24 protein-coding genes are annotated in these 25987 nt (G+C 61.1%); 17 read left to right on the top strand and 7 right to left on the bottom strand.

Annotation, left to right across the window (positions count from 1 at the left end; translation table 11 throughout):
• Window positions 1-6: 6 nt before the first annotated feature.
• Window positions 7-1569, top strand: a complete 1563-nt coding sequence (locus BUA36_RS00335) for an FGGY-family carbohydrate kinase (RefSeq protein ID WP_072780450.1) — start codon at window positions 7-9, stop codon at window positions 1567-1569.
• Window positions 1570-1576: 7 nt separating this feature from the next.
• Here BUA36_RS00335 and BUA36_RS00330 read toward each other — a convergent pair whose 3' ends face one another.
• The 4 genes from BUA36_RS00330 to BUA36_RS00315 form a co-directional block, all read right to left on the bottom strand.
• Window positions 1577-2935, bottom strand: coding sequence for a diguanylate cyclase domain-containing protein (locus BUA36_RS00330; protein ID WP_072780448.1), 1359 nt, complete (start codon window positions 2933-2935; stop codon window positions 1577-1579).
• Between the two features lie 367 nt (window positions 2936-3302).
• Window positions 3303-4496, bottom strand: coding sequence for an aminotransferase-like domain-containing protein (locus tag BUA36_RS00325; RefSeq protein ID WP_072780446.1), 1194 nt, complete (start codon window positions 4494-4496; stop codon window positions 3303-3305).
• 99 nt (window positions 4497-4595) lie between these two features.
• Window positions 4596-5057 carry a RidA family protein gene (locus tag BUA36_RS00320; RefSeq protein WP_072780445.1) on the bottom strand — a complete coding sequence of 154 codons (462 nt, stop codon included), beginning with the start codon at window positions 5055-5057 and terminating at the stop codon, window positions 4596-4598.
• 95 nt (window positions 5058-5152) lie between these two features.
• Window positions 5153-6103 carry a DMT family transporter gene (locus tag BUA36_RS00315; protein ID WP_072780443.1) on the bottom strand — a complete coding sequence of 317 codons (951 nt, stop codon included), beginning with the start codon at window positions 6101-6103 and terminating at the stop codon, window positions 5153-5155.
• Window positions 6104-6179: 76 nt separating this feature from the next.
• Here BUA36_RS00315 and BUA36_RS00310 point away from each other — a divergent pair, with 76 nt between their 5' ends.
• The 3 genes from BUA36_RS00310 (at window position 6180) to BUA36_RS00300 (ending at window position 11870) form a co-directional block, all read left to right on the top strand.
• Window positions 6180-7838: an aminotransferase-like domain-containing protein gene (locus BUA36_RS00310; RefSeq protein WP_072780441.1), complete on the top strand. Its 1659-nt coding sequence runs from the start codon at window positions 6180-6182 to the stop codon at window positions 7836-7838.
• 55 nt (window positions 7839-7893) lie between these two features.
• Window positions 7894-9807, top strand: coding sequence for a molecular chaperone HtpG (gene htpG / locus BUA36_RS00305; protein WP_072780440.1), 1914 nt, complete (start codon window positions 7894-7896; stop codon window positions 9805-9807).
• 101 nt (window positions 9808-9908) lie between these two features.
• Window positions 9909-11870, top strand: coding sequence for a CocE/NonD family hydrolase (locus BUA36_RS00300; protein ID WP_072780438.1), 1962 nt, complete (start codon window positions 9909-9911; stop codon window positions 11868-11870).
• On the opposite strand, the gene BUA36_RS00295 is transcribed toward BUA36_RS00300, so the two are convergent.
• The 3 genes from BUA36_RS00295 to kynU all read right to left on the bottom strand — a co-directional run bounded on the left by BUA36_RS00295 (window position 11863) and on the right by kynU (window position 14645).
• Window positions 11863-12459 carry a CHRD domain-containing protein gene (locus BUA36_RS00295; RefSeq protein WP_072780436.1) on the bottom strand — a complete coding sequence of 199 codons (597 nt, stop codon included), beginning with the start codon at window positions 12457-12459 and terminating at the stop codon, window positions 11863-11865. The two genes, BUA36_RS00300 and BUA36_RS00295, sit on opposite strands and share 8 nt — an antisense overlap.
• 67 nt (window positions 12460-12526) lie before the next feature.
• Window positions 12527-13387, bottom strand: coding sequence for a tryptophan 2,3-dioxygenase (gene kynA, locus BUA36_RS00290; RefSeq protein ID WP_072780435.1), 861 nt, complete (start codon window positions 13385-13387; stop codon window positions 12527-12529).
• Between the two features lie 16 nt (window positions 13388-13403).
• Window positions 13404-14645, bottom strand: a complete 1242-nt coding sequence (kynU, locus tag BUA36_RS00285; protein WP_072780433.1) for a kynureninase — start codon at window positions 14643-14645, stop codon at window positions 13404-13406.
• A 217-nt stretch (window positions 14646-14862) separates the two neighbouring features.
• On the opposite strand from kynU, the gene BUA36_RS30100 reads away from it, so the two are divergent.
• From BUA36_RS30100 to cheD, 13 genes are all read left to right on the top strand, one after another.
• Window positions 14863-15108, top strand: a complete 246-nt coding sequence (locus BUA36_RS30100; protein WP_139260313.1) for a hypothetical protein — start codon at window positions 14863-14865, stop codon at window positions 15106-15108.
• Between the two features lie 106 nt (window positions 15109-15214).
• Window positions 15215-15532, top strand: a complete 318-nt coding sequence (flhD, locus tag BUA36_RS00280) for a flagellar transcriptional regulator FlhD (RefSeq protein ID WP_072780431.1) — start codon at window positions 15215-15217, stop codon at window positions 15530-15532.
• A 27-nt stretch (window positions 15533-15559) separates the two neighbouring features.
• Window positions 15560-16108: a flagellar transcriptional regulator FlhC gene (flhC, locus tag BUA36_RS00275; protein WP_072780430.1), complete on the top strand. Its 549-nt coding sequence runs from the start codon at window positions 15560-15562 to the stop codon at window positions 16106-16108.
• 58 nt (window positions 16109-16166) lie between these two features.
• The gene (locus BUA36_RS00270) at window positions 16167-16889 is read left to right on the top strand and encodes a class I SAM-dependent methyltransferase (protein WP_072780428.1); all 723 of its coding nucleotides are present in this window, start codon (window positions 16167-16169) and stop codon (window positions 16887-16889) included.
• Window positions 16890-17021: 132 nt separating this feature from the next.
• Window positions 17022-17882 (top strand): flagellar motor stator protein MotA, encoded by an 861-nt coding sequence (gene motA / locus BUA36_RS00265; RefSeq protein ID WP_072780427.1) that lies wholly within the window; start codon window positions 17022-17024, stop codon window positions 17880-17882.
• A 37-nt stretch (window positions 17883-17919) separates the two neighbouring features.
• A complete protein-coding gene (gene motB, locus BUA36_RS00260) occupies window positions 17920-18882 on the top strand; it encodes a flagellar motor protein MotB (RefSeq protein WP_072780425.1) in 963 nt (320 codons plus the stop codon).
• A gap of 23 nt (window positions 18883-18905) precedes the next feature.
• The gene (locus BUA36_RS00255; RefSeq protein WP_072780424.1) at window positions 18906-19454 is read left to right on the top strand and encodes a chemotaxis protein; all 549 of its coding nucleotides are present in this window, start codon (window positions 18906-18908) and stop codon (window positions 19452-19454) included.
• Window positions 19455-19489: 35 nt separating this feature from the next.
• Window positions 19490-19855 carry a response regulator gene (locus BUA36_RS00250; RefSeq protein ID WP_072780422.1) on the top strand — a complete coding sequence of 122 codons (366 nt, stop codon included), beginning with the start codon at window positions 19490-19492 and terminating at the stop codon, window positions 19853-19855.
• A 43-nt stretch (window positions 19856-19898) separates the two neighbouring features.
• Complete coding sequence (cheA, locus tag BUA36_RS00245) at window positions 19899-22085, top strand: chemotaxis protein CheA (RefSeq protein ID WP_072780420.1); 2187 nt, start codon at window positions 19899-19901, stop codon at window positions 22083-22085.
• Window positions 22086-22094: 9 nt separating this feature from the next.
• Window positions 22095-22589, top strand: coding sequence for a chemotaxis protein CheW (locus BUA36_RS00240; RefSeq protein WP_072780419.1), 495 nt, complete (start codon window positions 22095-22097; stop codon window positions 22587-22589).
• Between the two features lie 118 nt (window positions 22590-22707).
• Window positions 22708-24432, top strand: a complete 1725-nt coding sequence (locus tag BUA36_RS00235; RefSeq protein WP_072780417.1) for a methyl-accepting chemotaxis protein — start codon at window positions 22708-22710, stop codon at window positions 24430-24432.
• A 72-nt stretch (window positions 24433-24504) separates the two neighbouring features.
• Window positions 24505-25368 carry a CheR family methyltransferase gene (locus BUA36_RS00230; protein ID WP_072780415.1) on the top strand — a complete coding sequence of 288 codons (864 nt, stop codon included), beginning with the start codon at window positions 24505-24507 and terminating at the stop codon, window positions 25366-25368.
• Window positions 25369-25377: 9 nt separating this feature from the next.
• Entirely contained in the window at window positions 25378-25977 is a 600-nt protein-coding gene (gene cheD, locus BUA36_RS00225) for a chemoreceptor glutamine deamidase CheD (RefSeq protein WP_072780414.1), read from the top strand.
• Window positions 25978-25987 lie beyond the last annotated feature (10 nt).

Here is a 25987-nt window from a genome sequence, read left to right as displayed (position 1 = left end):
GACACCATGGCAGACCAATACCTGCTCTCCATCGACAATGGCACGCAGAGCGTACGCGCGTTGCTGTTTGATTTAAACGGCAACCTCGCCGCCAAATCGCAAATCCACTTGCAGGCATATTTCTCCGAGCATCCCGGCTGGGCCGAGCATGACGCGGATGGTTACTGGGATGCCGTGGCAGCCGCGTGCCAGCAACTGTGGCGCACCACCGACATTCCACGCAGCGCCGTCAAAGGCGTGGCGGTGACCACCCAGCGCGGTACCGTCGTCAACGTGGACCGCGACGGTAAAGTCCTGCGGCCGGCGATTACCTGGCTGGACCAGCGCCGCGTAGGCAAGCAAAAGCCATTGAGCCTGCTGTGGCGCACCGCCTTCAAGCTGGCGCGCGTGGAAGACACCATCGAATACTTCCGGCGCGAAGCGGAGATCAACTGGATCGCCGAGCAGCAGCCGGAAATCTGGGAACGGACCCACAAATATCTGCTGCTGTCAGGCTTCCTCAACTACCGCCTGTGCGGACGCCATGTCGATTCGATCGGTTCGCAGGTCGCCTATCTGCCGTTCGATTACAAACGCCACAAATGGGCCGGGCCGCGCGACTGGAAGTGGGAAGCCTTGCGCGTGAAGCCCGGGATGCTGCCCGAGCTGGTGAAGCCAGGCGCCATCATCGGCGCCATCACGGCGGAAGCAGCAGCGGTCACCGGCATCCCGGAAGGCACACCGCTGGTGGCGGCGGCGGCCGACAAAGCCTGCGAAGTGATCGGCGCCGGCAGCCTGGAGCCGCACATCGCCTGCCTGAGTTACGGCACCACTGCCACCATCAACACCACCAGCAAAAAATACGTGGAAGTGACGCCATTCATTCCACCGTATCCGGCGGCGGTACCGGGCGCATATAGCACCGAGGTGCAGATATTCCGCGGTTACTGGATGGTCAACTGGTTCAAGGAGCAGTTCGGGCATCTGGAGCAGATCGCGGGAGCGGAGCAGGGCATGGCGCCGGAAGCCATGTTCGATCAGCTGGTAAACGAGGTGCCGCCGGGTTCCATGGGACTGATGCTGCAGCCGTACTGGAGTCCCGGCATCCGGATTCCGGGGCCGGAAGCCAAGGGCGCGATGATCGGCTTTGGCGACGTCCACACGCGGGCCCATATGTACCGCGCCATCCTCGAAGGCCTGGCCTATGCGCTACGCGAGGGCAAGGAACGCATCGAAAAGCGCAGCGGCGTGCCGGTGACAGAACTGCGCATCGCCGGCGGCGGTTCGCAAAGCGACGCCGCCATGCAGCTCACCGCCGACATCTTCGGCCTGCCCGCAGCGCGGGCACACGTCTACGAAACTTCCGGACTTGGCGCCGCGATAGCGATTGCGGCCGGCCTGGGGCTGCACAAAGACTTTGACACCGCCACGCGTGCGATGACGCGCCCGGGGCGCGTGTTCCACCCCATCGCCGCCAACCAGAAAATCTACGACCAGCTTTACCGCCGCGTGTACCTCAATATGTACAGGCAGTTGCAGCCGATGTACCAGCAAATCGCCGACATCACCGGCTACCCCGAGCAGTTATAACCCGGAATTAGCGCATGACCATGGCCTTGACGGCGGCCAGCGAGGCGCCGCCGGTTTTGGTGGCCTGGACCTGGTTGCGGCCACCCTCCTTGGCCACGTACATGGCGCGGTCGGCGGCCACGAACAGGGATTCGGTGTTGTCCAGCTGGTGCGGGTGGATGGTGGCTACGCCGATGCTGACGGTCAGCCATGCCGATGTCGTCGAGCGCGGGTGCGGGATCTGCAGCGATTCGATGTGGTTGCGGATCGATTCGCCCAGCAGATAGGCTGCGTCGCCATCGGTCTCCGCAAACAGCAGCACGAATTCTTCGCCGCCGTAGCGCGCCGCCAGGTCGGTCGGCCGTAGCGCGTGCGAGGCGATCGCCTGCGCCACCTGCTGCAGGCAGGCGTCGCCCGCCGCATGCCCCAGGGTGTCGTTGTACAGTTTGAAGTGGTCGACGTCCAGCACCACCAGTGACAAGGGCTGGCCGCTGCGCATCGCGCGCTGCCATTCTTTTTCCAGGAAGGTGTCGAAGTGGCGGCGGTTGGCGATTTTGGTCAGCGGATCGACCATGGCGGCGCGCTGCAAGGCGTCTTCCGATTGTTTGTGGTGCGTGATGTCGTGCAGCAGGCCGATAAACAGCGGCTGGCGCAAATACATCGGCGTCAGCGTCAGGTCCATGCACACGGAGCTGCCGTTGCGGTGGCGGATGATGACTTCGCGCGTGCCGTGGTTGTGCGCGGTCTGCGGCGCGGCGGCGTAGCGCGCGAAGTAGTCCAGGTATTCCTGCGCCACCAGTGGGTTCAGCAGGTCGGTGATGCTGCGCCCCGCCAGCTCCTCCACCTGGTAGCCCAGGTACTTGTCGCAGGCGGGATTGGTGAACTGGATGCGGCCATCCGCTTCAATAATCAGCAGGCCCTCGGCCATGTTGTTGACAATGGTGCGCAGGCGTTCGGCCTGTTCTTCGTGTGTTTCGCTCCTGCTGCGGATTTGCAGCTGCGTACGCACGCGCGCACACACTTCGGGCATGCGCAGCGGCTTGCTGATGTAGTCGACGGCGCCGATATCAAAGCCGGCCACCACATCGTCGGTGCCGGTGCGTGCGCTCATGAAGATGACGGGAATGCGCTGGGTCGCGGCATGGCTCTTGAGCTGGCGGCAGGTTTCGTAGCCGTCCATCCCGGGCATCATGATGTCGAGCAGGATCAGGTCCGGATGCACGCGGCGGGCGATTTTCAGCGCGCGTTCGCCGGAGGTGGCGACGAAGGTTTGATAGCCTTGTTCGACCATCAGCTTGCGCAGCGCGCCCAGATTTTCGGGCGCATCATCAACAATCAGTATCGCGGCATCCCGCCGCGTTGCAAAACTCAGACTTCCAGAACTCATCGGGATTCGCCTTTAACCTGGTGGGTTGCATTGGCGTGGCAGTGCGGTTGCGCGGATGGGCAACGGTGGGGGAAAGCGGGGGTGATTGGTGCGCGTTTCAACAAAGGCTGGCCTGATTTGAAAGTGACTATCCGTTCAAATCATACCGCTTTGCAACGATTGCTGGTGAAAAAAAACCGATGATTTTGGAGGATGTCCTCGAAAGCATGATACCGCAGCCAGACTAGCGCCAAATGGTATAAGTAATGTTGGCGGCTTGCTATTGGTTTAGCGCTTTTTGGTGACTTTTAGTGATAAAGATTGCGCGGCTGGTGTTGTATTTTTGCGGGCGGCGAGCGCCGCCCACGGAGGTCTGACTTGCGACGACTTAGATCTTGGAGGCGATCAGCTTACCCAGGATCTCAATGCCGGTGCGGATGCGCTCTGGCGACACGGTCACGAACGACAGACGCAGGGTATTGGTCTCTGGCTCGTTGGCGTAGAACGGCGAACCTGGTACGAACGCCACTTTCTGTGCGATGGCTTCGTCCAGCAACTGCATGGCGTTGATGTGCTTTGGCAGCGTCACCCAGATGAACATGCCGCCTTCCGGCTTGGTCCACTCGACACCGGCCGGGAAGTGCTGCGCCATGGCGTCCAGCATGACTTGGCACTGGTTGCCGTACAGGGTGCGGATTTTTGGAATGTGCTGCTCCAGGAAACCGTCCTTGATCACTTCGTGCACGACCATCTGGGTCAGCTGCGAAGTATGCAGGTCGGCCGCCTGCTTGGCCAGTTCCAGGCGGCGCGCCAGTGGCAGTGGGGCGACAACATAGCCCAGGCGGATGCCAGGGGTCAGCACCTTCGAGAAGGAGCCCATGTAGATCACGCCGTCCGGGTTCATCGCCACCATCTTCGGTGCCGGGTCGCCTTTGTAGCTCAGGGCGCCGTATGGATCATCTTCGATCAGCGGCAAGCCAAGGCGGGCGCAGGTTTCTACCAGTTCCAGGCGGCGCTCAACCGACAGCGAACGGCCGGTCGGGTTCTGGAAGTTTGGCAGGGAGTACAGCAGGCGCGCGCCTTCTGCCACTTTGTCGATCGACGATGGCACCAGGCCATGGTCGTCGGTCGCCACCGATTTGAATTCCGGACGGTAGACCGAGAACGCTTGCAGTGCGCCCAGATAGGACGGGGTTTCGACCAGCACGCGGCTGCCTTCGTCGATGAGCACTTTGCCCAGCAGGTCCAGCGCTTGCTGCGAACCGGAGGTCATCAGGACTTGTTCCGGCAGGATCTTGGCGCCACCGGTCGACAGCGAGTCGGCGATCCATTGGCGCAGCGGGGTGTAGCCGTCGGTCGGGCCGTATTGCAGCGCTACCTTGCCGTTGTCGCGCAGGACTTTGTCAAACGCGGCCTGCATTTCTTCGACCGGGAAGGTGGCTGGCGATGGCAGGCCGCCGGCGAAGGAAATGATCTCCGGCTGCTGCGTGATCTTCAGGATCTCGCGGATGAAGGATGCCTGCAGCTGCTCGGCGCGTTCAGCGAAGCGCCATTCGATCGGATTCTGGTTTTCGATTTTCATACATGTCTCACTAGAGGAACCGGCGTGGCCGGTCATTCATTCAGCGCGCTTGTGGCGTGCTCTTATCAAAGGAACGGCAGCGGGTAAGCTGCCGCCCGCTTACGCGACTTCCGCGATCAGTTCGATTTCGACGCAGGCGCCAAGCGGGATTTGTGCGACACCAAAGGCCGAGCGGGCGTGCTTGCCGGCGTCGCCGAAGACTTCGCCCAGCAGCTCGGAGGCGCCGTTGGTGACCAGGTGCTGTTCAGTAAAGTCAGGGGTCGAATTCACGAGGCTCATGACTTTGACGATGCGCTTGACGCGGGTCAGGTCGCCGCCCACTGCCGCTTGCAGGGTGCCGATCAGGTCGATGGCGATGGCGCGCGCGGCTGCCTTGCCTTCTGCGGTGTCGATGTTCTTGCCCAGTTGGCCTACCCATACGCTGCCGTCGGCGCGCTTGGCGATGTGACCGGACAGGAATACCAGATTGCCGGTTTGGGCGTACATGACGTAGGCGGCTGCTGGAGTGGCCGGTGCAGCCAGGGTGATATCAAGCGCTTTCAGTTTTTCGTAAACAGACATGTGGTTATCCAAGTGTTATGTGTATCAAGACCGTTATTGTACCCTTGCCGCCGGGGATGCTCACAATTGAGGCAAAATCAGAATCCTGTATGGCATCAGCTGCGTTTTACCTGCATTTTGCGGCCCGCACCCACCACGGCGATCACGGCAATTGCGAAGATCAGGGTTTGCCATTCCAGCGTTTCCCCGAGCACCACGGTGGCGCCCAGTACAGACAGAAACGGCTGCACCAGCTGTACTTGTCCGACCCGCGCCACCCCGCCCAGGGCCATGCCGCGGTACCAGAACACGAAGCCGATGAACATGGAGAACACGGAAACATAGGCGAAACCGGTCCAGGCGGCCGTGCTGGCGCTGGCGATTTGCGCCTGTTCCTGCCAGGACTGCCAGCCGACGAGGGGCAGCAGCAGTGGCGCCGACAGCACCAGCGCCCAGCAAATGGTCTGCTGTCCGCCCAGCGTCTGCGACAGGCGGCCCCCGGCGGCATAGCCCATGGCGGCCAGCACCACGGCCAGGAAAATGGCCAGGTCCGCCAGATGCAGACTGCCGCCGCTCTGGCGCAGCGCAAAGCCGACCACCAGCACCGAGCCTAAGATCGCCATGATCCAGAAGCCTCTGGACGGCTTTTCACCTCCCAGCAAGGCCGCAAACACGGCGGTGGCCAGCGGCAGGATGCCGACCAGTACAGCACCATGGGCAGCAGGCAGGCTGCGCATGGCGACGGAGGTCAGCCACGGGAAGCCGATCACGCAGCCGATGGAGACCATGGCAAGTGCGGGCAGGGCGGATTTGGGCGGCAGTGGCACGCGTTTCCAGTACAGCCAACTGCCGGCCAGTACAGCCGCCGCCAGCGCACGGGCGAGGGCGACGAACATCGGCGACAAGCCACCGCCATCTGCACCGCCGCTGACTGCCAGGCGCGTGAAGGGCAGTGTCAGGCTGAAAATGGCAACGCCGATCAAACCCAGCAGCATGCCGGTGGTTTCTTCGCTCAGGCGGCTGTGTGTGGGCAGGGTCGGTGTAATGGGCGATGTATTTTCTGTCATGGGTTTATGCTACGTGACAAAACCAGTACAGTGCCAGTACACTTGATAACATAATTCCTCATACTGTGACGGTAAAATGACCAATACACGATCACGCACTTCGATGTTAGGCGCCGCCGCAGCTGCCGCGGCGCAGGCAGTCAACGAAGCGCTGGCCGCAGCGCAGGCCCGCGCCATGACGGCGCCGGCGCCCGGACCGTCGGTGACGTCGGTGCCGGTGCAGGTGTCGGCCACCGCGGCCGCACAGCGGCGGCCGACCCGCCTGCCGGGGCGGGGCGCTAGCGGGCCGATGGTGGGCTTGCTGTCGCGCGAGTCCGGTGAGACGCTGATCGACCAGATCGTGCGGTCGGTGGCGGCGCGCATTGATGACCGCCTGCTGCGGGGCGGCGCCCGCATGCCGTCCATCCGCGCCTTTGCGGCCTCGCACGGCGTATCGGCGTTTACCGTGGTGGCCGCGTATGACAAGCTGGTGGCGACCGGTTATCTGGAATCGCGCCGCGGCGCCGGCTTCTTTGTGCGCGAACGGCCGGCCATGGCGGTGCACGCGGGCGACAGCGCGCCATTGCTCTCGCCAGTCCGCAGTCAGCACGCCGGCTTTGAATCCAAGCCGATCGACATTGTCTGGCTGGTGCGGAATATGTTCCGCCAGATGCCGCACCAGCAGATGCCGGGCACCGGCGTGCTGCCGTCCGAATGGCTGGACGGTCCGGCCATCGCCAATGCGCTGCGCGCCGTCAGCCGCCAGAATCCCAATTTGCTGCTCAGTTATGGCGTGCCACAAGGCTTCCTGCCGCTGCGCCAGCAGCTGCAGCACAAACTGGCCGAGCTGGAGATCGCCGCCGAGCCGGAACAATTCGTCACCACGGCAGGCGTAACGCAGGCGCTGGATCTGGTGGCGCGCGAGTTCACGCGCCCCGGCGATGTGATTTTTGTCGATGATCCGGCCTGGTTCCTGATGTTTGGTTCGTTTGCGGCGCTGGGCGCGCAGGTGATCGGCATTCCGCGCCTGGCCGACGGCCCGGATATCGCCCGCCTCACGGAGCTGGCGGCCATCCACAAGCCCAAGCTGTACATCATCAACTCCGTGCTGCACAACCCGAGTTCCACCTCGCTGTCGGCGGCCAAGGCGTTTCAGGTGCTGCGGCTGTCGGAGGAGCATGGCTTCCTCATCGTGGAAGACGACATCTACTGCGACCTGCATCCGGGCAGCGCGGTGCAACCGGCCACCCGGCTGGCCGCACTGGACCAGCTGCAGCGGGTGATTTATCTGGGCGGCTTTTCGAAGACCATGGCGGCGAACCTGCGCGTGGGCTTTATCGCCACTTCGATGGAACGCGCCGAACGGCTCGCGGATCGCAAAATGCTATCGACGCTGACCACCAGCGATATCGGCGAGCGGGTGGTCTACAAAGTGCTGTCCGAAGGCTCCTACCGCAAGCATGCCGACCGTTTGCGCGGACGGCTGGACAGCGTGCGCGCCAAGGCGCTGCGCCAGATGGAGCGCATCGGCCTGCGCGTGGAAAGTTCGCCGCTGGCCGGCATGTTTGTGTGGGCCGACGCCGGCTGCGACACCAATGCCCTGACCGAGCGCGCTATGGCCCACAACCTGCTGCTGGCGCCGGGCAGCCTGTTCTCGCCCAAGCAGCTGCCTTCCACGCGTATGCGCCTGAACGTGGCGGCGATGCAGGAGCCGGCCGTGTGGCGTTTTCTTGAACGAGAGTTAGGCGGCTCTTGAAAAGCCTTTTATAATCCCCACCTTCCGGAAATCTTAACCAAAAGACTATTCAAAAATGGCTGATACTACTGAAAAACAGACCCTTGGATTCCAGGCCGAAGTGAAACAGCTGCTGCAGCTGATGATTCACTCCCTGTACTCGAACAAAGAAATCTTCCTGCGCGAGCTGATCTCCAACGCGTCCGATGCCTCGGACAAGCTGCGGTTTGAAGCCATCAACAACGACGCCCTGTACGGCAACGACCACGAACTCAAGATCAAGGTCTCGTTCGACAAGGCGGCGCGCACCATCACCATTTCCGACAACGGCATCGGCATGAGCCGTGACGAGGCGATCTCGCACCTCGGCACCATCGCCAAATCGGGCACCAAGGAATTCTTCGGCAAACTGTCGGGCGACCAGCAGCAGGACGCGGCGCTGATCGGCCAGTTTGGCGTGGGCTTCTACTCGGGCTTCATCATCGCCGACAAGATCACCGTGGAATCGCGCCGTGCCGGCCTGCCGGCGTCGGAAGGCGTGCGCTGGGAATCGGGCGGCGAGGGCGACTACTCGGTCGAGCAGATCGAGAAAACCAGCCGCGGCACCGACATCATCCTGCATCTGCGCGAAGGCGAGGACGAGCTACTGTCGTCGTGGAAGCTGAAATCCATCATCCGCAAATACTCCGACCATATCTCGCTGCCTATCGTGATGCAGAAAGAGGAATGGGACGACGAGAAGAAGGAAACCGTCGTCAAGGACGACCTGGAAACCGTCAACCAGGCCAGCGCGCTGTGGGCACGTAACAAGTCCGACATCACGCCGGAGCAGTACGACGAATTCTACAAGCACGTGTCGCACGACTTCCAGTCGCCGCTGACCCACACCCACAACCGCGTGGAAGGCCGCAGCGAATACACCCAGCTGCTGTACATCCCGGCCAAGGCGCCGTTCGACCTGTGGGACCGCAACAAGCGTGGCGGCATCAAGCTGTACGTCAAGCGCGTATTCATCATGGACGATGCCGAACAGCTGATGCCGACCTATCTGCGCTTCGTCAAAGGCGTGATCGATTCGGCGGACCTGCCGCTGAACGTCTCGCGCGAAATCCTGCAAGAGTCGCGCGATGTGAAAGTGATCCGCGACGGTTCGACCAAGCGCGTGATCGGCATGCTCGAAGAGCTGGCGAATGCGGACGAACAGGAAAAGAAAGACAAGTACCAGACCTTCTGGACCGAATTCGGTCAGGTGCTGAAAGAAGGCATCGGCGAAGACGCGGCCAACAAGGACCGCCTGGCCAAGCTGCTGCGTTTTGCCTCGACCGCCAACGACAACCACGAACAGATTACGTCGCTGGAGCAGTACATCGCACGCGCCAAGGAAGGTCAGGACAAGATCTACTACGTCACGGCCGATAACTACATCGCTGCGAAAAACAGCCCGCACCTGGAAATCTTCCGCAAAAAAGGCGTGGAAGTGCTGCTGCTGACCGACCGCGTGGACGAGTGGATGCTGTCCTTCCTGACCGAGTTCGAAGGCAAGGAACTGGTCTCGGTGGCGAAAGGCGGCCTGGATCTAGGCGCGCTGGAAGACGAAGCCGAGAAGAAGGAACACGAAGAGACCGAAACCGCCTACAAGGATCTGGTCGAGAAGATGAAAGAAGCGCTGACCGACAAAGCCAAGGATGTGCGCGTGACCTTCCGTCTGACCGATTCGCCGGCCTGCCTGGTGGCGGACGAGAACGAACTGTCGGGCAATCTGCTGCGCATGTTGAAAGCGGCTGGCCAGGCCGCGCCCGAGTCCAAGCCTATCCTGGAAATCAATCCGGAGCACCCGCTGGTGCAGCGCTTGAAGGCCGAAAATGTGGCCAGCTCGTTTAGCGACTGGTCGCACCTCCTGTTCGACCAGGCCCTGCTGGCCGAAGGCGGCGCGCTGAGCGACCCCGCCACCTTCGTCAAACGCCTCAACGAACTGCTGCTGGCGAAATAAACGCCTTCCGGGGTCAGGTCCGTCATTTCTACACGAGCTCTGCGCTAACGCGTTTAGTGCTGAGGCCGTGTAGAATTGGCGGACCTGACCCCGGAGTTCTCATGAAGAAATCTGTTCTTGCGCTGGCTGTTCTGGCCAGCGTGCTGCTGTCTGCGCATGCGCAGAATCCTTTGCCGAGCGAAACGCCGGACGAATTCAAAGCCCCTGTCGATAGCTTCGACTACATCAAGCGCGCGGTCATGATACCGATGCGCGACGGCGTCAAACTCAACACGGTGATTGTCATTCCACGCAAGGCGCGCAGTGCGCCGATGCTGCTCACGCGTACGCCGTATAACGCGGCGGACATGGTCAATCATGCGGAAAATTCGCAGATGGAGTCGGTGTTGACGGGCTATGACAATATGGCGGATGTCATCACCCAGGGCGGCTATATCCGGGTGGTGCAGGATGTGCGCGGCAAGTATGGCTCGGAAGGCGATTATGTGATGACGCGGCCGATGGCCGGCACGCCGTTCAATCCGACCGTGATCGATCATTCCACCGATGCCTGGGATACCATCGAGTGGCTGTCCAAAAATGTGCCGGAGTCGAACGGTAAAGTAGGCATCATCGGCGGCTCATATGATGGTTTTCTGCCGCTGATCGCGCTGGTGAATCCGCATCCGGCGCTGAAGGTGGCGGTGCCGATGAATCCGATGGTGGATGGCTGGCGCGGCGATGACTGGTTCCATCACGGCGCTTTCCGCCAGATTAATATGTCGTACATCCTGGAGCAGGTGGTTACGCGCCGCAATGATGCGCACTGGTTCACCAGCCATTACGATGACTACGATACCTTTATCCGCGCCGGCTCGGCTGGTGCGCTGGCGCGGCAGCGCGGCGTGGAGCAGAGCGGTTTCTGGCGTAAGATCGCCGCCCATCCGTCGTATGACGAGTTCTGGCAAAGTCAGGCGGTCGACAGGATACTCGCCAGGCAGCCGGTGACGGTGCCGACGCTGCTGGTCCACAGCTTGTGGGATGCGGAGGATATTTATGGCGCGGTCGCGGTCTATAAGGCGATCAAGCCCAACGATAAGGATAATCAGGTGTTCATGGTGCTGGGGCCGTGGAATCACGGCGGACAGGATGGCGACGGCAGCAAGCTGGGGCCGATTAAATTCAACAGTGACACGGGTCTGTACTTCCGCCAGGAGATATTGCGCCCTTTCCTTGACCGTTATCTGAAGGATGACCCGTCGCCGGAAGCGCTGGCAGCGAAGATCGCACCCGTCACGGCGTTTGAGACGGGGACCAATAAATGGCGGGCGCTGGACAGCTGGCCTGCCGGCTGCGTCAGTGCTTGTGTAATCGCTCCTGCCACGCTGCGTCTGGCCGCCGGCGCGCGGCTGAACCTGACCAATACGGCGCCGGTGCCGCCGGCCAGGCCCGCGCAGAAAGACGCGTACGATGAATACGTCTCCGACCCGGCCAAGCCGGTGCCTTACCGCCAGCGTCCCATCGCACCTTATGGCTACGATGAAGCCAAGGGCCAGACCTGGCCGCGCTGGCTGGTGGATGACCAGCGCGAGGCGTCGGGCCGCACCGACGTGCTGACGTACACCACGGGTGTGCTGTCCGCGCCCGTCAAGATCAGCGGCGAGCCGGTCGCGCACCTGCTGGCCGCCACCAGCGGCACGGATGCGGACTGGGTGGTGAAGCTGATTGATGTCTACCCGGACCAGGTGGCGTCGCAGCCGGAGATGGGCGGTTATCAGCTGATGATTTCCGCCGATATCTTCCGTGGCCGTTATCGCGAAAGCGCTGCCACGGCCAAGCCGATCGCTGCCAATACGCCGCTGCCGTACCGCTTTGCGATGCCGACGGCGAACCATGTGTTCCTGCCGGGGCACCGCATCATGGTGCAGATCCAGTCCAGCTGGTTCCCGCTATACGACCGTAATCCGCAGACCTTTGTGCAGAATATCTTCTACGCGCAGCCGGCGGATTACAAGAAGGCGACCCAGCGCATTTATCACGACAGCTATATCGAGCTGCCGCTGGTGAGCGCTACGGTCAGGTAGACCTGCGGCGGCGCCTTGCCAGCATCAGCACTGCGGGCAGGCCCAGCCCGAACATGGCGTAAGTGCCAGGCTCGGGCACCGGCGAGACATTGACCAGGAAGCCGCGGATTTCACCGTTCGGATAAACGCTGCTATGGATGTTGAGGTAGGCGCTGCCGGAGTTAAGCCCGGTCAGGAACGCGGCCTCGGCGCCGGCGGCAGTGCCGCCATTGGCGCTCAGGAAGGCCGGATTCCAGCTGCTGGCCAGTGCGGTGTCAAACGTGTGCTGATAGGCGCCGGTATGCAGGTCCAATGGGAAGTTGGTGAAAGAGGGCAGTTCGGTGGCGACGCCCGCTGTGCCGCTGCCTGCCGTCGTGGTGCAGCAGTGGATGTGCGCGGCGGTGCTTTCGCCGAGCAGCCCGCTGAAGGCGACGCCGATGTCCAGCACATGCGTAGTGGCGTCAAATTTGACGAGGGCGGCGCCGATGCCGCCTGAAGTATTGGCCGGCGATTCCTGCGGGCCGGTCAGGATGGTGGTGTAGGTGGCGGCGGACGCCACGGTGGCAAACAGCAGGCCTGCTGCTGCCACCGCATTGCGGATATGCTTCATGATGTGATCCCTCCTTGTTATGACGTATAAGTTAGAGGGGGCATCGGCGCCGGAGTTCCCGGCTTCTTTACAATGCGGTGCGCAGGGCGAACAGTTCGGGGAACAGCACCACGTCCAGCATCTTGCGCAGGTAGCTGACGCCGGCCGTGCCGCCGGTGCCGGTCTTGAAGCCGATGATGCGTTCGACCGTGGTCACGTGACGGAAGCGCCAGAAGCGGAACGCAGTTTCCATGTCCACCAGCTTTTCGGCCAGCTCGTACAGCGCCCAGTAACGGGTCGGGTCGCGGTAGACTTCCAGCCAGGCTTGCTGCACCGAGTCGTCGGCCACGGTGGGCTGGCTCGGATCGGCATTCAGGCGTTCGGCGGAAATCGGCAGGCCGTTACGCGCCAGCAGCTTGATCGCTTCGTCGTAGATCGATGGCGTGCGCAGCGACTCTTCCAGCAGCGGGAATTCCGGCGTGGTGGCGTGGACGTTGAGCAGGGCGGCGTTCTTGTTGCCGAGGATGAATTCGATTTCGCGGTACTGGTAGGACTGGAAGCCCGACGATGCGCCCAGGTAGGGACGGATGGCGGTGTATTCAGGTGGCGTCATGGTGGCCAGCACGTCCCAGGCGTGTACCAGCTGGTCCATGATGCGGGCCACACGGGCCAGCATCTTGAACGCCGGCGGCAGGTCGTCGGCCTGCAGATGCGTGCGGACGGCGCGCATTTCATGCAGCATCAGCTTCATCCACAGTTCGCTGGTCTGGTGCTGGATGATGAACAACATTTCGTTATGGTTGGGCGACAGCGGGTGCTGGGCGTGCAGGATTTTTTCCAAGCCCAGGTAGTCGCCATAGCTCATGTCATTGCTGAAGTCCATTTGCGCGCCGTGCCACTGGGCCGCGTCGGCGCTGGCGCCGTGCATGGGACATTTGTTATCGCTCATATTGTTTATCTCGTTTTCAGGTGACGGCGTCGCGCTTGGCGTCAACGTTGTAGTCTTGGCGGTCCAGGATGTCGCGCAGGATTTCCACGGCGTCCCATACCTCAGCATAACTCGTGTACAGCGGCGTGAAGCCGAAACGCATGATGGCCGGCTCGCGGTAGTCGCCAATCACGCCGCGCGCGATCAGCGCTTGCATCACGGCGTAGCCGTGCGGATGGGTGAAGCTGACATGGCTGCCACGGTGTGGGTGTTCGCGCGGCGTCACCAGGCCCAGCGGATGCGCGCCGCAGCGCGCTTCCACCAGTTCGATGAACAGATCGGTCAGCGCCAGCGATTTTTCGCGGATCGCGGCCATGCTGGTCTGGGCGAACACGTCCAGGCCGCATTCGACCATGGCCAGCGAGACGATGGGCTGGGTGCCGCACAGGGCGCGGCCGATGCCGTCGGCGGGCGCAAAGTGCGGCGCCATCGCAAATGGCGTGGCGTGGCCCCACCAGCCGGACAGCGGCTGCTGGAATTGGCCCTGGTGTTTTTTCGGCACCCAGATGAAGGCGGGCGCGCCCGGTCCGCCATTCAGGTATTTATAGGTGCAGCCTACGGCCAGGTCGGCGCCGTTGGCGTGCAGGTCGACCGGCACCGCGCCCGCCGAGTGGGCCAGGTCCCAGAGGATCAGGGCGCCGGCGGCATGGGCGAGGGCGCTGGTGGCCTGCATATCGTACTGGTAACCGCTGCGGTAGTTCACGTGGGTCAGCATGACGACGGCGGTGTCGGCGCCGATCGCGGCCGGCAGTTCATCCGGGCTGTCGATGAGTTTGATGCTGTAACCACGGTCCAGCCATTTGCTCAGGCCTTCCGCCATATAGATGTCGGTCGGGAAGTTGGAGCGTTCGGTAACGATCACGCGGCGGGCGGCATCGCAGCTTTGCATCTGCAGGGCAGCGGCCAGGGCCTTGAACAGGTTGACCGAAGTTGTGTCAGTGACAACCACTTCGCCATCCACGCCACCGATCAGCGGCGCCAGGCGATTGCCAAGATGCTTGGGCAGGTCAAACCAGCCGGCGGTATTCCAGCTGCGGATCAGGTCGTGGCCCCATTCCTGGGTAATCACGTGCTGGGCGCGGGAGAGGGAGGCCTTCGGACGGGCGCCCAAAGAGTTGCCATCCAGATAAATAACGCCGTCTGGGAGGTCAAACTGGCTGCGGAAAGCGGCGAGCGGATCTTGCGCGTCGCGCTCCAGACAGTGGTTGCGAGTTGTCATTTTGATCGTTGCTTGAGGTCTAAAGTAGTAAGTTTAACCTGAAAAATTGCGTGCGACGCCGTTTTTTCACTGGCAGGATCACCCGCTAACCCGCATGAATGCTGGACTTGGACGCTTTTTTAAAAATTTTTCGGTTTTTTTCAAAAAAACCCTAAAGTTCCTTAAACCGCTGCCGTTACCGTTCTTGGATGCGCAGGAATCCGTTACTGGATGACTTTTGAAAGAAGCGAAAAATATTTTAAAAATTTTTCGTCAAAACCCTAAAGTTCTCCAAAACCCTGCCGTTACCAGTTTAGATGTCGCAAAAAAGAGTCGTTTTATCGTCTTATTTTTCGATTCAAAGCAGGATATTTTTGAAGATTCATCACCTCCCCAAGCCCGCATCCACAGCGGGTTCCAGAGTGATCTGCGTGTGTTTGTAAGACAAACACCGACAGGTCCTGCCCGCCATTTCCCGACCTAAAATACGGAGTGTCACCTCTTCTCGGCCATTTGTTGCTCGAGCAGAATGTATCTCAACGGAAACGCAAATGCGTTCTGACAGAGAGAAAACTGCAAGGAGTGGAAAAATGACCGCAAACGATATGATGGCTGAAATTCGCGACGCCAACCTGAGCTACCTGATGCTGGCTCAGCAGATGATCCGCGCCGACAAAGTCACCGCGATCTTCCGCCTCGGCATCTCCGCCGACATTGCCGACCTGATCGAAGGCATGAGCAATGCGCAAATCCTGAAACTGGCAGGCGGCAATATGATGCTGGCCCGTTTCCGCTTCGACGACAGCGCCATCCTGTCGATGCTGACCAACTACAACAAAGACCGCGTACTGGCCCAGTCGCACGCCGCCATCCTGATGGCCGGCCAGCCAGTCGAAGAGATTGCTTAATTTACCAGCGTCGTTGGAGTAGAGATCATGGCCGCCAAGAAAAGCGTAGTGTCGGAAGCCCAGGAAATTCAGCTGGCAATCGAATTGATCCAGCTGGGCGCCCGCCTGCAGCTGCTGGAATCGGAAGTGTCGCTGTCGCGTGAGCGCCTGCTCAAGCTGTACAAGGAGCTCAAGGGCGTGTCGCCACCGAAAGGCATGCTGCCGTTCTCGACCGACTGGTTCCTGACCTGGCAGCCGAACATTCACTCCTCGCTGTTCATCAACATCCACGGCTTCCTGGTGACCCACGCCGGCGCCACCGGGGTGGAAGCGGTGATGAAAGCTTACAAGCTGTACCTCGAACAAATGCCGCCGGAACCAGGCGAAGAGCCGCTGCTGTCGCTGACCCGCGCCTGGACGCTGGTGCGCTTCTTTAGCAGCAGAATGCTGGAGACGGCCCCTTGCACCAAATGCCAGGGCAAATACGTGGTCAACGCCATGGATCTGAACGGCAGCTATGTCTGCGGCCTGTGCCACATGCCTTCGCGTGCCGGCAAGACCAAGAAAATTCGCGAAGTGGAAGTATTGGCGGCATAATGCCCGCGTGACCCTCTCTTATCTCCACCGTATCGCTCGCGCGCCCGCCGTGCGGGCCATGCTGATCCAAGCCGGCGCCTTGCCGCTGACACTGGCCCTCATTTATGTGATGGCCAGTTTTCATTTCTCCGTTGATTATCTGACTGTGGCCGTGGTGCAGGGGCTGATTGCGGCCGGCATTACCTGGAAGCTGGCGTTGGCAGCCTGGTGGCGCGCGATCCAGCTGCTGTTTCCGCTGGCGGTGCTGACGGCGCTGGCGCTGCAGCTGCCGTCCTGGCTGTTTGGCCTGGTGTTTTTGCTGCTGCTGGGCTGGTACTGGTCGACATTCCGCACCCAGGTGCCGTACTACCCGTCCGGCGCGGCCGTGTGGGATGCGGTGCGGCAGCAGCTGTCTGATCGCCAGGCGCCGCGCATTATCGATATCGGCAGTGGCCTGGGCGGCTTTGTACTGTATATGAGCCGGGTCAGGGCGGATGCCGAGGTGGTGGGGATTGAACTGGCGCCGTTTCCCTTCTTATATAGCTGGCTGCGCGCCAAACTGGGCGGCAGCCGCGCCCGTTTTCTGCTCGGCGACTACGAAAAACTTGATTTCAGTCAGTTTGACGTGGTCTTTGCCTACCTGTCGCCGGCCGCCATGTCCGGATTGTGGCGCAAGGCGGCGGCGGAAATGCGCCCCGGATCCATGCTTGCAAGCTACGAATTTGTTATTTTGGAAAGATCGCCGGATGAGGTCATTCCTGCCACAGAGCTAGGATCTTCACTCTACATTTGGTACTTTTAAGCATCATTTGACGTTATTCTCTTGCCCGTCTACCCCTACTCAGGCTATTGTAGTTCTACATGTAAATTTATAGAAAATCGGCTATTGATTTGACATATTTCAACCGGTTTTCGCTCTGGGGAGTCTGGACACTTGTTAGTCATCATTGGATATGTAGTGGTCTGTGTCGGCGTGTTCGGCGGTTTTGCCATGAACGGCGGGCATCTGGCCGCGCTGATGCAGCCGCTGGAGGTGGTCATGATCGGCGGCGGCGCGATGGGTGCTTTCCTGGTTGGCAACAACGCCAAGACGCTCAAAGCCACGATCGCCGCACTGCCGACCCTGTTCAAAGGCTCGCGCTACACCAAAGACCTGTACATGGAAATGATGTCGCTGCTGTTCGACGTGCTGTCCAAGGTGCGTAAGGAAGGCCTGATGTCGATTGAAGGCGATATCGACAGCCCGGAGCAGAGCCCGCTGTTCAGCAAGTATCCGACGGTGCTGGAAGATCACCACATCGTGGAATTCATGACCGATTACCTGCGCCTCATGGTGTCGGGCAATATGGATGCGTTCCAGATCGAAAACCTGATGGACATCGAAATTGAAACCCACCACCACGAGGGTGCCGCACCGGCCCACGCGATCGCCAAGCTCGGCGACGGCATGCCGGCCTTCGGTATCGTGGCGGCGGTGATGGGCGTGGTGCACACCATGGAATCGGTGGGCCTGCCGCCGGCCGAGCTGGGCATCCTGATCGCGCACGCGCTGGTCGGTACCTTCCTCGGTATTTTGCTGGCCTATGGTTTCGTTGGCCCGCTGTCCAGCCTGCTGGAGCAGAAGCTGGAAGAATCAACCAAGATGTATCAGTGCGTCAAAGTCACGCTGCTGGCCAGCCTGAATGGCTATGCGCCGGCGCTGGCAGTGGAATTTGGCCGCAAGGTGCTGTACTCGACCGAGCGTCCGACCTTCAACGAGCTGGAAGATCACATCAAGAAATCGAAGTCGAAGTAAGCCATGCTGGTCACTGTTTATATGTTAAGGAAGAATCATGGCTGAAGAGGGCTTACGGCCTATTATCGTCAAGCGCGTCAAGAAGGGCGGCGGTGGTCACCACGGCGGCGCCTGGAAGATTGCGTACGCCGACTTCGTGACCGCGATGATGGCCTTCTTCCTGCTGATGTGGCTGCTGGGCTCCACCACCAAGGGCGACCTCAACGGGATTTCCGAATACTTCAAGACGCCGCTGAAGGTGGCGATGGAAGGCGGTTCTGGCAGTGGCGACAGCTCGTCCATCCTCAAGGGCGGCGGCAAGGACCTGACCCGCAGTGAAGGCCAGGTCAAGGCCAGCGATGACCCGGCCGTGAAAAAGACCTTTAACCTGACCGCCGCCAAGGCCGCGCTCGAGGCCGAGGAAAACCAGCGCCTGAAAGCGCTCAAGGAAAAGATCGAGAACAAGATCGACGCCAATCCGCTGCTGAAAAAGTACAAGGAACAGCTGCTGCTGGACATCACCAATGATGGCTTGCGGATCCAGATCGTGGACGAGCAGAACCGTCCGATGTTCGCGCTGGCCAAGGCCGAGCTGCAGTCCTATACCAAGGACATCCTGCATGAAATCGGCTTTGTGCTCAATGACGTGCCGAACCGCATCGGCCTGTCCGGCCACACCGATTCGACGCCGTACATGAGCGAAACCGGCTACAGCAACTGGGAGTTGTCGGCCGACCGCGCCAACGCGTCGCGCCGCGAACTGATTGCCGGCGGCATGAACGATGCCAAGGTGCTGCGCGTGGTGGGCCTGGCGTCGGCCGTGAATTTGGACCGGGCTGACCCGTTCAACCCGATCAACCGCCGCATCAGCATCGTCGTGATGAACAAGCGCGCCGAAGAGAGCGTGCTGCGCGACGGCCGCAAACTGGAAGTGGGCGACGTGGAAGAGGCGGCCGGTGTGGCTGCGGCTGCCGGCGCCGCGCCCGCGCCCGCGAAGTCGGGGCCGCCGGTACGCAAATAAGAGATGTAAAGAACGAGACTGTTATGACGAGAAAAAAAATTCTGGGTTCCCACGTCAAGCGCCTGTTGTCCGGCGTGTCTGACCACGGTCGCCGTCATTTGACCGAAGTCGAGACTGACCTGATCCAGACCGGCCTGCTGCTGGAGGAAGCGATAGAAAAGCTGTCCTTCAACTTCATGGCCATCCATCAAACGGTGGAGGCCGAACAGGCCACCATCCAGTTGCTGCTGGACGGCGGGACGGTGACGCCCGAGCAGCGCGCCCAGCTGGAGGCGCTGCAAGGCCAGGTGGGCAGCTATGTCAATGCTGCCATCACCAGCCTGCAATTCCAGGACATGACCAGCCAGCTGCTGGATCGCACGCTGAAACGCGTGACCGGTTTGCGCGAGTTCCTCGGCACACTGGGCGCGCATGGCGCAGAGATGCTGCCGGAAAGCGACAACGAGCAGATCGTCGAGCTGCTGGGCAAGGTCAGCATGGCGCTGGCAATTCAAAGCCTGGAACTGCGCAGCGTGCTGCGCAAGGCGGTCAGTCAGCAACACCTGGAGAGCGGCGACATCGAGCTGTTCTAACGACTAATAAATGATTTACTGAGTGAGATAAAAAGATGGCTAAGACTATACTTGCGGTTGATGATTCCAGTTCCCTGCGCCAGATGGTGGCGTTCAGCCTGAAAGCGGCTGGCTACCAGGTGGTGGAAGCCGTGGACGGCCAGGACGGCCTGGAAAAAGCCAAGCTGCAGAACGTCGATCTGGTGCTGACCGACCAGAACATGCCGCGCATGGACGGCCTGCAACTCATCAAACTGCTGCGTGAGCTGCCCAGCTACGCCAAGACCCCTATCCTGATGCTGACCACCGAATCGTCCGACGAGATGAAAGCCAAGGGCCGCGCCGCCGGCGCCAATGGCTGGCTGGTCAAGCCTTTCGATCCACAGCGGCTTATCGAGGTAGTCAAAAAGGTCATCGGCTGATAAGGCGTGCAATGATGCTGAGCGAACGTAACGGAGTATCACCATGACCATCGATATAAGCCAGTTCTACCAGGTCTTTTTCGATGAGGCCGAGGAACTGCTGGCTGAAATGGAACGGCTGCTGCTGGCCGTCAATGTGGAGTCGCCTGATGCGGAAGACCTGAATGCGATCTTCCGCACCGCCCACTCGGTCAAGGGCGGCGCGTCCACGTTCGGCGTGACCGACATGAGCGAAGTCACGCACGTGCTGGAAACCCTGCTGGACCGCATCCGCAAGGGCGAGATGGCGCTGACTTCCGAGCACGTCGATGCCTTCCTGGCCGCCAAGGACATCCTCAAGATGCAACTGGATGGCCACCGCAACGGCAGCGAAGTGGACCAGGACGCCGTCGCCGACGTGCGCATGATGCTGCAATCGCTGGCGCAGGATGTGCCCGTGGTGGCGCTGGCGCCCGTGGCGCCGGCCTTCAATGCGCCGGAAGCCAAGGTGGTCGATCACAGCGGCGGCCGCCGCTACCGGCTGGAATTGCCGGCCATGGCGCACCGTGAAGTGCAGGCGCTCGGCGACGAGCTGGGCCTGATGGGCCACGTCTCGATCACGCCGCTGGACAAGGACCGCAATGCGATGGTGATGACCACGCATGAAAGCCTGGACGACATCATTGCAATCTGCTCGTTCGTGCTGAACCCGGACGAGATGCAAGTCACCGAGCTGCCCAGGCTGGACGACGCCCAGGCGCAAAAGGAAAAAGCCGAGCGCGACCAGGTCGAGAACGACCTCGGCTACGGCTTCTTCGACACCACCGAACTGAAACCGGCCGCCGCCGCGGGCGAGGGCTATGGCTTCTTCCAGCCGCTCGACGAGATCCGCGCCAATGCGGCCGCCGGCAGCGAGGATGCGCAGGGTTACGGCTTCTTCCAGCCGGTGGAGCAGATCCGCGCGGCGGCCGGCATCGTGATCGAGACGCCGCCCGAGGAAGAAAAGAAAGTCGTCAAAAAAGAAGAGAAGGAAAAGGAAAAATCGCCGGCGCCGGGCGCCGAGTCTTCCTCGATCCGGGTATCGATTGAGAAGGTTGACCAGCTGATTAACCTGGTCGGCGAGCTGGTCATCACGCAAGCGATGATCGAGCAGCGCGTCGATACGCTGGACCCGATGGTGCACCAGCGCCTGCTCAACAGCGTCAGCCAGCTGACCCGCAACACGCGTGACTTGCAGGAAGCGGTCATGTCGATCCGCATGATGCCGATGGACTTCGTGTTCTCGCGCTTCCCGCGCATGGTGCGCGATCTCGCCACCAAGCTGGGCAAGAAGGTCGACTTTATCACGAATGGCGCAGCCACCGAGCTGGACAAGGGCCTCATCGAACGCATCGTTGATCCGCTGACCCACCTGGTGCGCAATTCGATCGACCACGGCATTGAAATGCCGGACGTGCGCCGCGCCGCCGGCAAGAGCGACGCCGGCCGCCTGTTCCTGTCGGCCTCGCACCAGGGCGGCAACATCATCATCGAGGTGTCGGACGACGGCGGCGGCCTGAATCGTGAGAAGATTCTTGCCAAGGCCCAGCAGAACGGCTTGCCGCTGAGCGACAACATGAGCGATGCGGACGTCTGGCAACTGATCTTTGCGCCGGGCTTCTCCACCGCCGAAACCGTGACGGACGTGTCCGGCCGCGGCGTCGGCATGGACGTGGTCAAGCGTAACATCACGGCCATGGGCGGCGTGGTGGACATCCGTTCGGCCAAGGGTTTTGGCACCACCATCTCGATTTCGCTGCCGCTGACGCTGGCGATCCTGGATGGCATGTCGATCCGCGTCGGCGAGGAAATCTACATCCTGCCGCTGGGCTTTGTGATCGAGTCGCTGCAGCCGGTGCCGGAAGACGTCAAGGAAATCAGTGGCAAGGGCCGCGTCATCAAGGTGCGCGGCGAGTACCTGCCGCTGGTGCCGCTGTACCAGATGTTCGACATCACGCCGCGCTTCAATGACCCGTGCAAGGGCATCGTGATCATTGTCGAAACCGATGGCCGCAAGGCCGGCCTGTTTGTCGATGATCTGGTGGGCCAGCAGCAGGTGGTGGTCAAGAACCTGGAGTCCAACTACCGCAAGGTGGCGGGCATTTCCGGCGCAACGATTTTGGGCGACGGCGGCGTGTCGCTGATTCTGGATGTCGCCGCGCTGATACGCTCGTCGCGTCAGCTTGCTGACGAATCGATTTTTTCTTCATAGGGGGCCATCATGGCAGAGATTCAATCCAACGCGGCACATGCCAGCGACATCGCCGGCCACGAATACCTGGCATTCAAGCTGGGTTCGGAAGAGTACGGCATCGACATTCTGAAAGTGCAGGAAATCCGTGGCTACGAAGCCGTGACCCGGATTGCCAATGCACCGGAGTTCATCAAGGGCGTGATCAATCTGCGCGGCATCATCATTCCGGTGGTGGACATGCGCATCAAGTTCAACCTGGGCGAGCCGGTGTACGACCAGTTCACCGTGGTCATCATCCTCAACATCAATGGCCGCATCGTCGGCATGGTGGTGGACTCGGTATCGGACGTGACCACGCTGAGTCCGGAGCAGGTCAAACCGGCGCCGGAAATGGGCACCGCGTTCAGCAGCGATTACATGATCGGCCTGGGCACCATTGATGAGCGTATGCTGATCCTGGTGAACATCGACAAGCTGATGTCCAGCCCGGAAATGGGCTTGATGGAACAACTGGCGGCCTGATCCAGGCCGACTGCCGGCGCCACAGCCCCGCGCCGGCCACGCAAGACTACGGACGCACTCCAAAAAGAAGAGCGCGCCGCCACATCATATAGAGCACAGACATGAGGGGAGAATCACAATGAATTTACGCGACTTCAAAATCGGCGCACGGCTGCGGATCGGGTTCGGCATTATTTTGCTGATCCTGGTGGCGATCGTCCTGATGACCAATTACCTTAATTACAGCAACAAGAGCAAGCTGACCAAGGGGTTGGAAACCGCGACGGCCAAGAATCTCGATGCCGGCACCATGAAGAGTGCGATGCTGGAAACCGGTATCGCCATGCGCAATATCGGCCTGCAGTCCGACGTCAGCCTGATGCAGAAGGAAGAGCAGAAGGTGAAGGACCAGCGTGCGCGCTATGACAAGGCGCTCAACGAACTGAAGGCGCAGGGCCTGAATGACGCCGAGAAGAAGGTGCTGGGCGAGCTTGCCGCGCTGGATGCCGACACCGATGCGGCGTTCAAGGAAGCCATCGGCCAGATCCTGGCGTTTAACAGCGAAGGCGGCGCCAAGGTGATTTCGGGCCGCATCGACCCGCTCAACACGCAGACGCTGGCCCTGATCAACAAGCTGGTTGACATGCAGCAGGCCAACGCCAAGGAAGTGATGGACGGTTCCGTCACCGCCGACCGCGGCCTGATGGTGGTGCTGTTCGTGCTGGGCGGTATCGCCGTGGCGCTGGGCGTGATCTGCGCCACCGTGATTACCCGTTCGATTACCGGTCCGTTGTCGGGCGCGGTGGGCGTGGCGCAGAAAGTGGCTGCTGGCGAACTGACCTCGCATGTGCATGTGGAAGGCCAGGACGAAACCAGCGAACTGCTGCAGGCGCTCAAGGACATGAACGAGAGCCTGGCCAAGACCGTGGGCGATGTGCGTACCGGTACCGAGCTGATTTCGACCGCGTCGCAGGAAATCGCTTCCGGCAATGCCGACCTGTCGGCCCGTACCGAATCGCAGGCCAGCTCGCTGGAAGAAACCGCGTCCTCGATGGAAGAACTGACCAGCACCGTGAAGCAGAATGCCGACAACGCGCGCCAGGCGAACCAGCTCGCAGTGACGGCGTCGTCGGTGGCGGAGAAGGGCGGCACCGTGGTGTCGCAGGTGGTGCAGACCATGGGCTCGATCACCGAATCCTCGCGCAAGATTGCCGACATTATTTCGGTCATCGATGGCATCGCGTTCCAGACCAACATCCTGGCGCTGAATGCGGCGGTGGAAGCGGCGCGCGCCGGTGAACAGGGCCGCGGCTTTGCCGTGGTGGCCTCGGAAGTGCGTAACCTGGCCCAGCGTTCCGCTGGCGCCGCCAAGGAAATCAAGGAACTCATCAGCGACTCGGTGGAAAAAGTCGACGCCGGCAGCAAGCTGGTGGATGAAGCCGGCCAGACCATGGACCTGATCGTGACCTCGATCCGCCAGGTGGCTGACATCATGGGCGAGATCACCGCCGCGACCCAGGAACAGAGCAACGGCATCGAGGAAGTCAACCAGGCCATCTCGCAGATGGACGAAATGACGCAGCAGAATGCCGCGCTGGTGGAAGAAGCCGCCGCAGCGGCGGAAAGCATGCAGGAGCAGGCCGAGCTGCTGTCGCAGGCGGTCAGCATCTTCAAGCTGTCGCATGACGAGTCGGTGCGCCGTCCGGCGCCACGTCCGGCGCCGCCGCCCGTGGTGGCCGCCGCAGCGCCAGCACGCGCGCCGGCAATTGCCGCACCGCGTCCGAAACCGGCCGCCGCCAAGCCTGCCGCACCGAAGAAGGCGCCTGCCGCGCCATCCGGTGGTGACGAGTGGGAAGAGTTTTAAGTTAGCGTATCACGCCCGCGCCAGCGGGCGTGATACGGGGCATAGTTAGCACAGCCAAAAAGGATTTAACATATGCCGCAATCAAAAGATACGGTCAAAGAATTTGACTTCAACGCCCGCGATTTCGAGCGGGTTCGCGGCCTGATTTACAAGCGCGCCGGCATTTCGCTGGCCGACAGCAAGCAGGAGATGGTCTACAGCCGCCTGGCACGGCGCCTGCGCGCCACCGGCATCGACTCGTTTGCCAAATACCTCGACGACCTGGAAGCCGGTCGGCTCGGGGAAGAGTGGGAGTCATTCACCAACGCGCTGACCACCAACCTGACCTCCTTCTTCCGTGAAGCCCACCACTTCCCGCTGCTGGCCGACCACATCAAGGGCAAGCGCGAACCGCTGACCATCTGGTGTTCCGCCAGTTCCACCGGCGAGGAGCCCTATTCGATTGCCATGACGGTGTGCGAAGCGTTCAACACGCTGACGCCGAACTGCCAGATCGTTGCCACCGACATTGACACCAATGTGCTGGCCCATGCCGCCAACGGCGTCTACACCATGGACCGGCTGGACAAGATGGCGCCGGAACGCCAGCGCCGCTTCTTCCTGAAAGGTAAAGGCGACCGCGAGGGTATGGCGCGCGTGCGTCCGGAATTGCGTAATATGATTACGTTCAAGCAGTTGAATCTGCTGGCGGACGGTTGGCCGATCAGCGGCCAGTTCGACGCGATTTTTTGCCGGAACGTCATGATTTACTTCGACAAGGCGACCCAGCGCAAGATCCTGGCGCGCTTTGTGCCGTTAATGAAACCGGATGCCTTGCTGTTTGCAGGCCATTCGGAGAACTTCCTGTATGTCTCGGAGTCGTTGAAACTGCGCGGCAAGACCGTCTACGAATTGGACGACAACGCTGCGGCCCGCAAAACACCGCAACGCACATGAGAATAAAACATGGACCTCGAACAATTTGCCACGAACGTGTATTACGACAGGACGTTCGACTGCCAGGCCGCCAAGATTCTGCCGGGCGAGTACTACCACACCAACAAGGACATGTTGATTGTGACGGTGCTGGGCTCCTGCGTCTCCGCCTGCATCCGTGATCGGACCACCGGCCTGGGCGGCATGAACCACTTCATGCTGCCCGACGGCGGCGGCGATGCCGGCAGCCCCGTCTCGGCCTCGGCGCGCTACGGCACGTATGCCATGGAAATTCTCATCAACGATCTGCTCAAGGCGGGCGCCAAGCGTGAGAACATGGAGGCCAAGGTGTTTGGCGGCGGCGCCGTGCTCAAGGGCTTCACCGCCATCAACGTTGGCGAGCGCAATGCGGCTTTTGTGCTGAATTTCCTCAAGGTGGAAAAAATCCGCGTGGTGGCGGAAGACCTCAACGACATTTATCCGCGCAAGGTGTACTTCTTCCCGCGCACCGGCAAGGTGCTGGTCAAGAAGCTGATGCAAAGCCATAACGATACACTGGTCAAACGCGAAATCGAATACGCCAGCCGCCTCAAAGTGGCGCCGGTGGGTGGTGAGATTGACCTGTTTTAAATAATAAAAG

It is taken from the genome of Duganella sacchari (assembly GCF_900143065.1).
Lineage (GTDB): Bacteria > Pseudomonadota > Gammaproteobacteria > Burkholderiales > Burkholderiaceae_D > Rugamonas > Rugamonas sacchari.
Note: the sequence above shows the minus strand (reverse complement) of the source record. Positions and strands in the feature narration are given on the sequence as shown.

What these genes read in the sequence shown, in the direction of transcription:
- BUA36_RS00335 (WP_072780450.1), top strand. Translation starts at nt 7, where the DNA reads ATGGCAGACCAATACCTGCTCTCCATCGACAATGGCACGCAGAGCGTA.
- BUA36_RS00330 (WP_072780448.1), bottom strand. Translation starts at nt 2,935, where the DNA reads ATGAGTTCTGGAAGTCTGAGTTTTGCAACGCGGCGGGATGCCGCGATA.
- BUA36_RS00325 (WP_072780446.1), bottom strand. Translation starts at nt 4,496, where the DNA reads ATGAAAATCGAAAACCAGAATCCGATCGAATGGCGCTTCGCTGAACGC.
- BUA36_RS00320 (WP_072780445.1), bottom strand. Translation starts at nt 5,057, where the DNA reads ATGTCTGTTTACGAAAAACTGAAAGCGCTTGATATCACCCTGGCTGCA.
- BUA36_RS00315 (WP_072780443.1), bottom strand. Translation starts at nt 6,103, where the DNA reads ATGACAGAAAATACATCGCCCATTACACCGACCCTGCCCACACACAGC.
- BUA36_RS00310 (WP_072780441.1), top strand. Translation starts at nt 6,180, where the DNA reads ATGACCAATACACGATCACGCACTTCGATGTTAGGCGCCGCCGCAGCT.
- htpG (WP_072780440.1), top strand. Translation starts at nt 7,894, where the DNA reads ATGGCTGATACTACTGAAAAACAGACCCTTGGATTCCAGGCCGAAGTG.
- BUA36_RS00300 (WP_072780438.1), top strand. Translation starts at nt 9,909, where the DNA reads ATGAAGAAATCTGTTCTTGCGCTGGCTGTTCTGGCCAGCGTGCTGCTG.
- BUA36_RS00295 (WP_072780436.1), bottom strand. Translation starts at nt 12,459, where the DNA reads ATGAAGCATATCCGCAATGCGGTGGCAGCAGCAGGCCTGCTGTTTGCC.
- kynA (WP_072780435.1), bottom strand. Translation starts at nt 13,387, where the DNA reads ATGAGCGATAACAAATGTCCCATGCACGGCGCCAGCGCCGACGCGGCC.
- kynU (WP_072780433.1), bottom strand. Translation starts at nt 14,645, where the DNA reads ATGACAACTCGCAACCACTGTCTGGAGCGCGACGCGCAAGATCCGCTC.
- flhD (WP_072780431.1), top strand. Translation starts at nt 15,215, where the DNA reads ATGACCGCAAACGATATGATGGCTGAAATTCGCGACGCCAACCTGAGC.
- flhC (WP_072780430.1), top strand. Translation starts at nt 15,560, where the DNA reads ATGGCCGCCAAGAAAAGCGTAGTGTCGGAAGCCCAGGAAATTCAGCTG.
- BUA36_RS00270 (WP_072780428.1), top strand. Translation starts at nt 16,167, where the DNA reads ATGCTGATCCAAGCCGGCGCCTTGCCGCTGACACTGGCCCTCATTTAT.
- motB (WP_072780425.1), top strand. Translation starts at nt 17,920, where the DNA reads ATGGCTGAAGAGGGCTTACGGCCTATTATCGTCAAGCGCGTCAAGAAG.
- BUA36_RS00255 (WP_072780424.1), top strand. Translation starts at nt 18,906, where the DNA reads ATGACGAGAAAAAAAATTCTGGGTTCCCACGTCAAGCGCCTGTTGTCC.
- BUA36_RS00250 (WP_072780422.1), top strand. Translation starts at nt 19,490, where the DNA reads ATGGCTAAGACTATACTTGCGGTTGATGATTCCAGTTCCCTGCGCCAG.
- cheA (WP_072780420.1), top strand. Translation starts at nt 19,899, where the DNA reads ATGACCATCGATATAAGCCAGTTCTACCAGGTCTTTTTCGATGAGGCC.
- BUA36_RS00240 (WP_072780419.1), top strand. Translation starts at nt 22,095, where the DNA reads ATGGCAGAGATTCAATCCAACGCGGCACATGCCAGCGACATCGCCGGC.
- BUA36_RS00235 (WP_072780417.1), top strand. Translation starts at nt 22,708, where the DNA reads ATGAATTTACGCGACTTCAAAATCGGCGCACGGCTGCGGATCGGGTTC.
- BUA36_RS00230 (WP_072780415.1), top strand. Translation starts at nt 24,505, where the DNA reads ATGCCGCAATCAAAAGATACGGTCAAAGAATTTGACTTCAACGCCCGC.
- cheD (WP_072780414.1), top strand. Translation starts at nt 25,378, where the DNA reads ATGGACCTCGAACAATTTGCCACGAACGTGTATTACGACAGGACGTTC.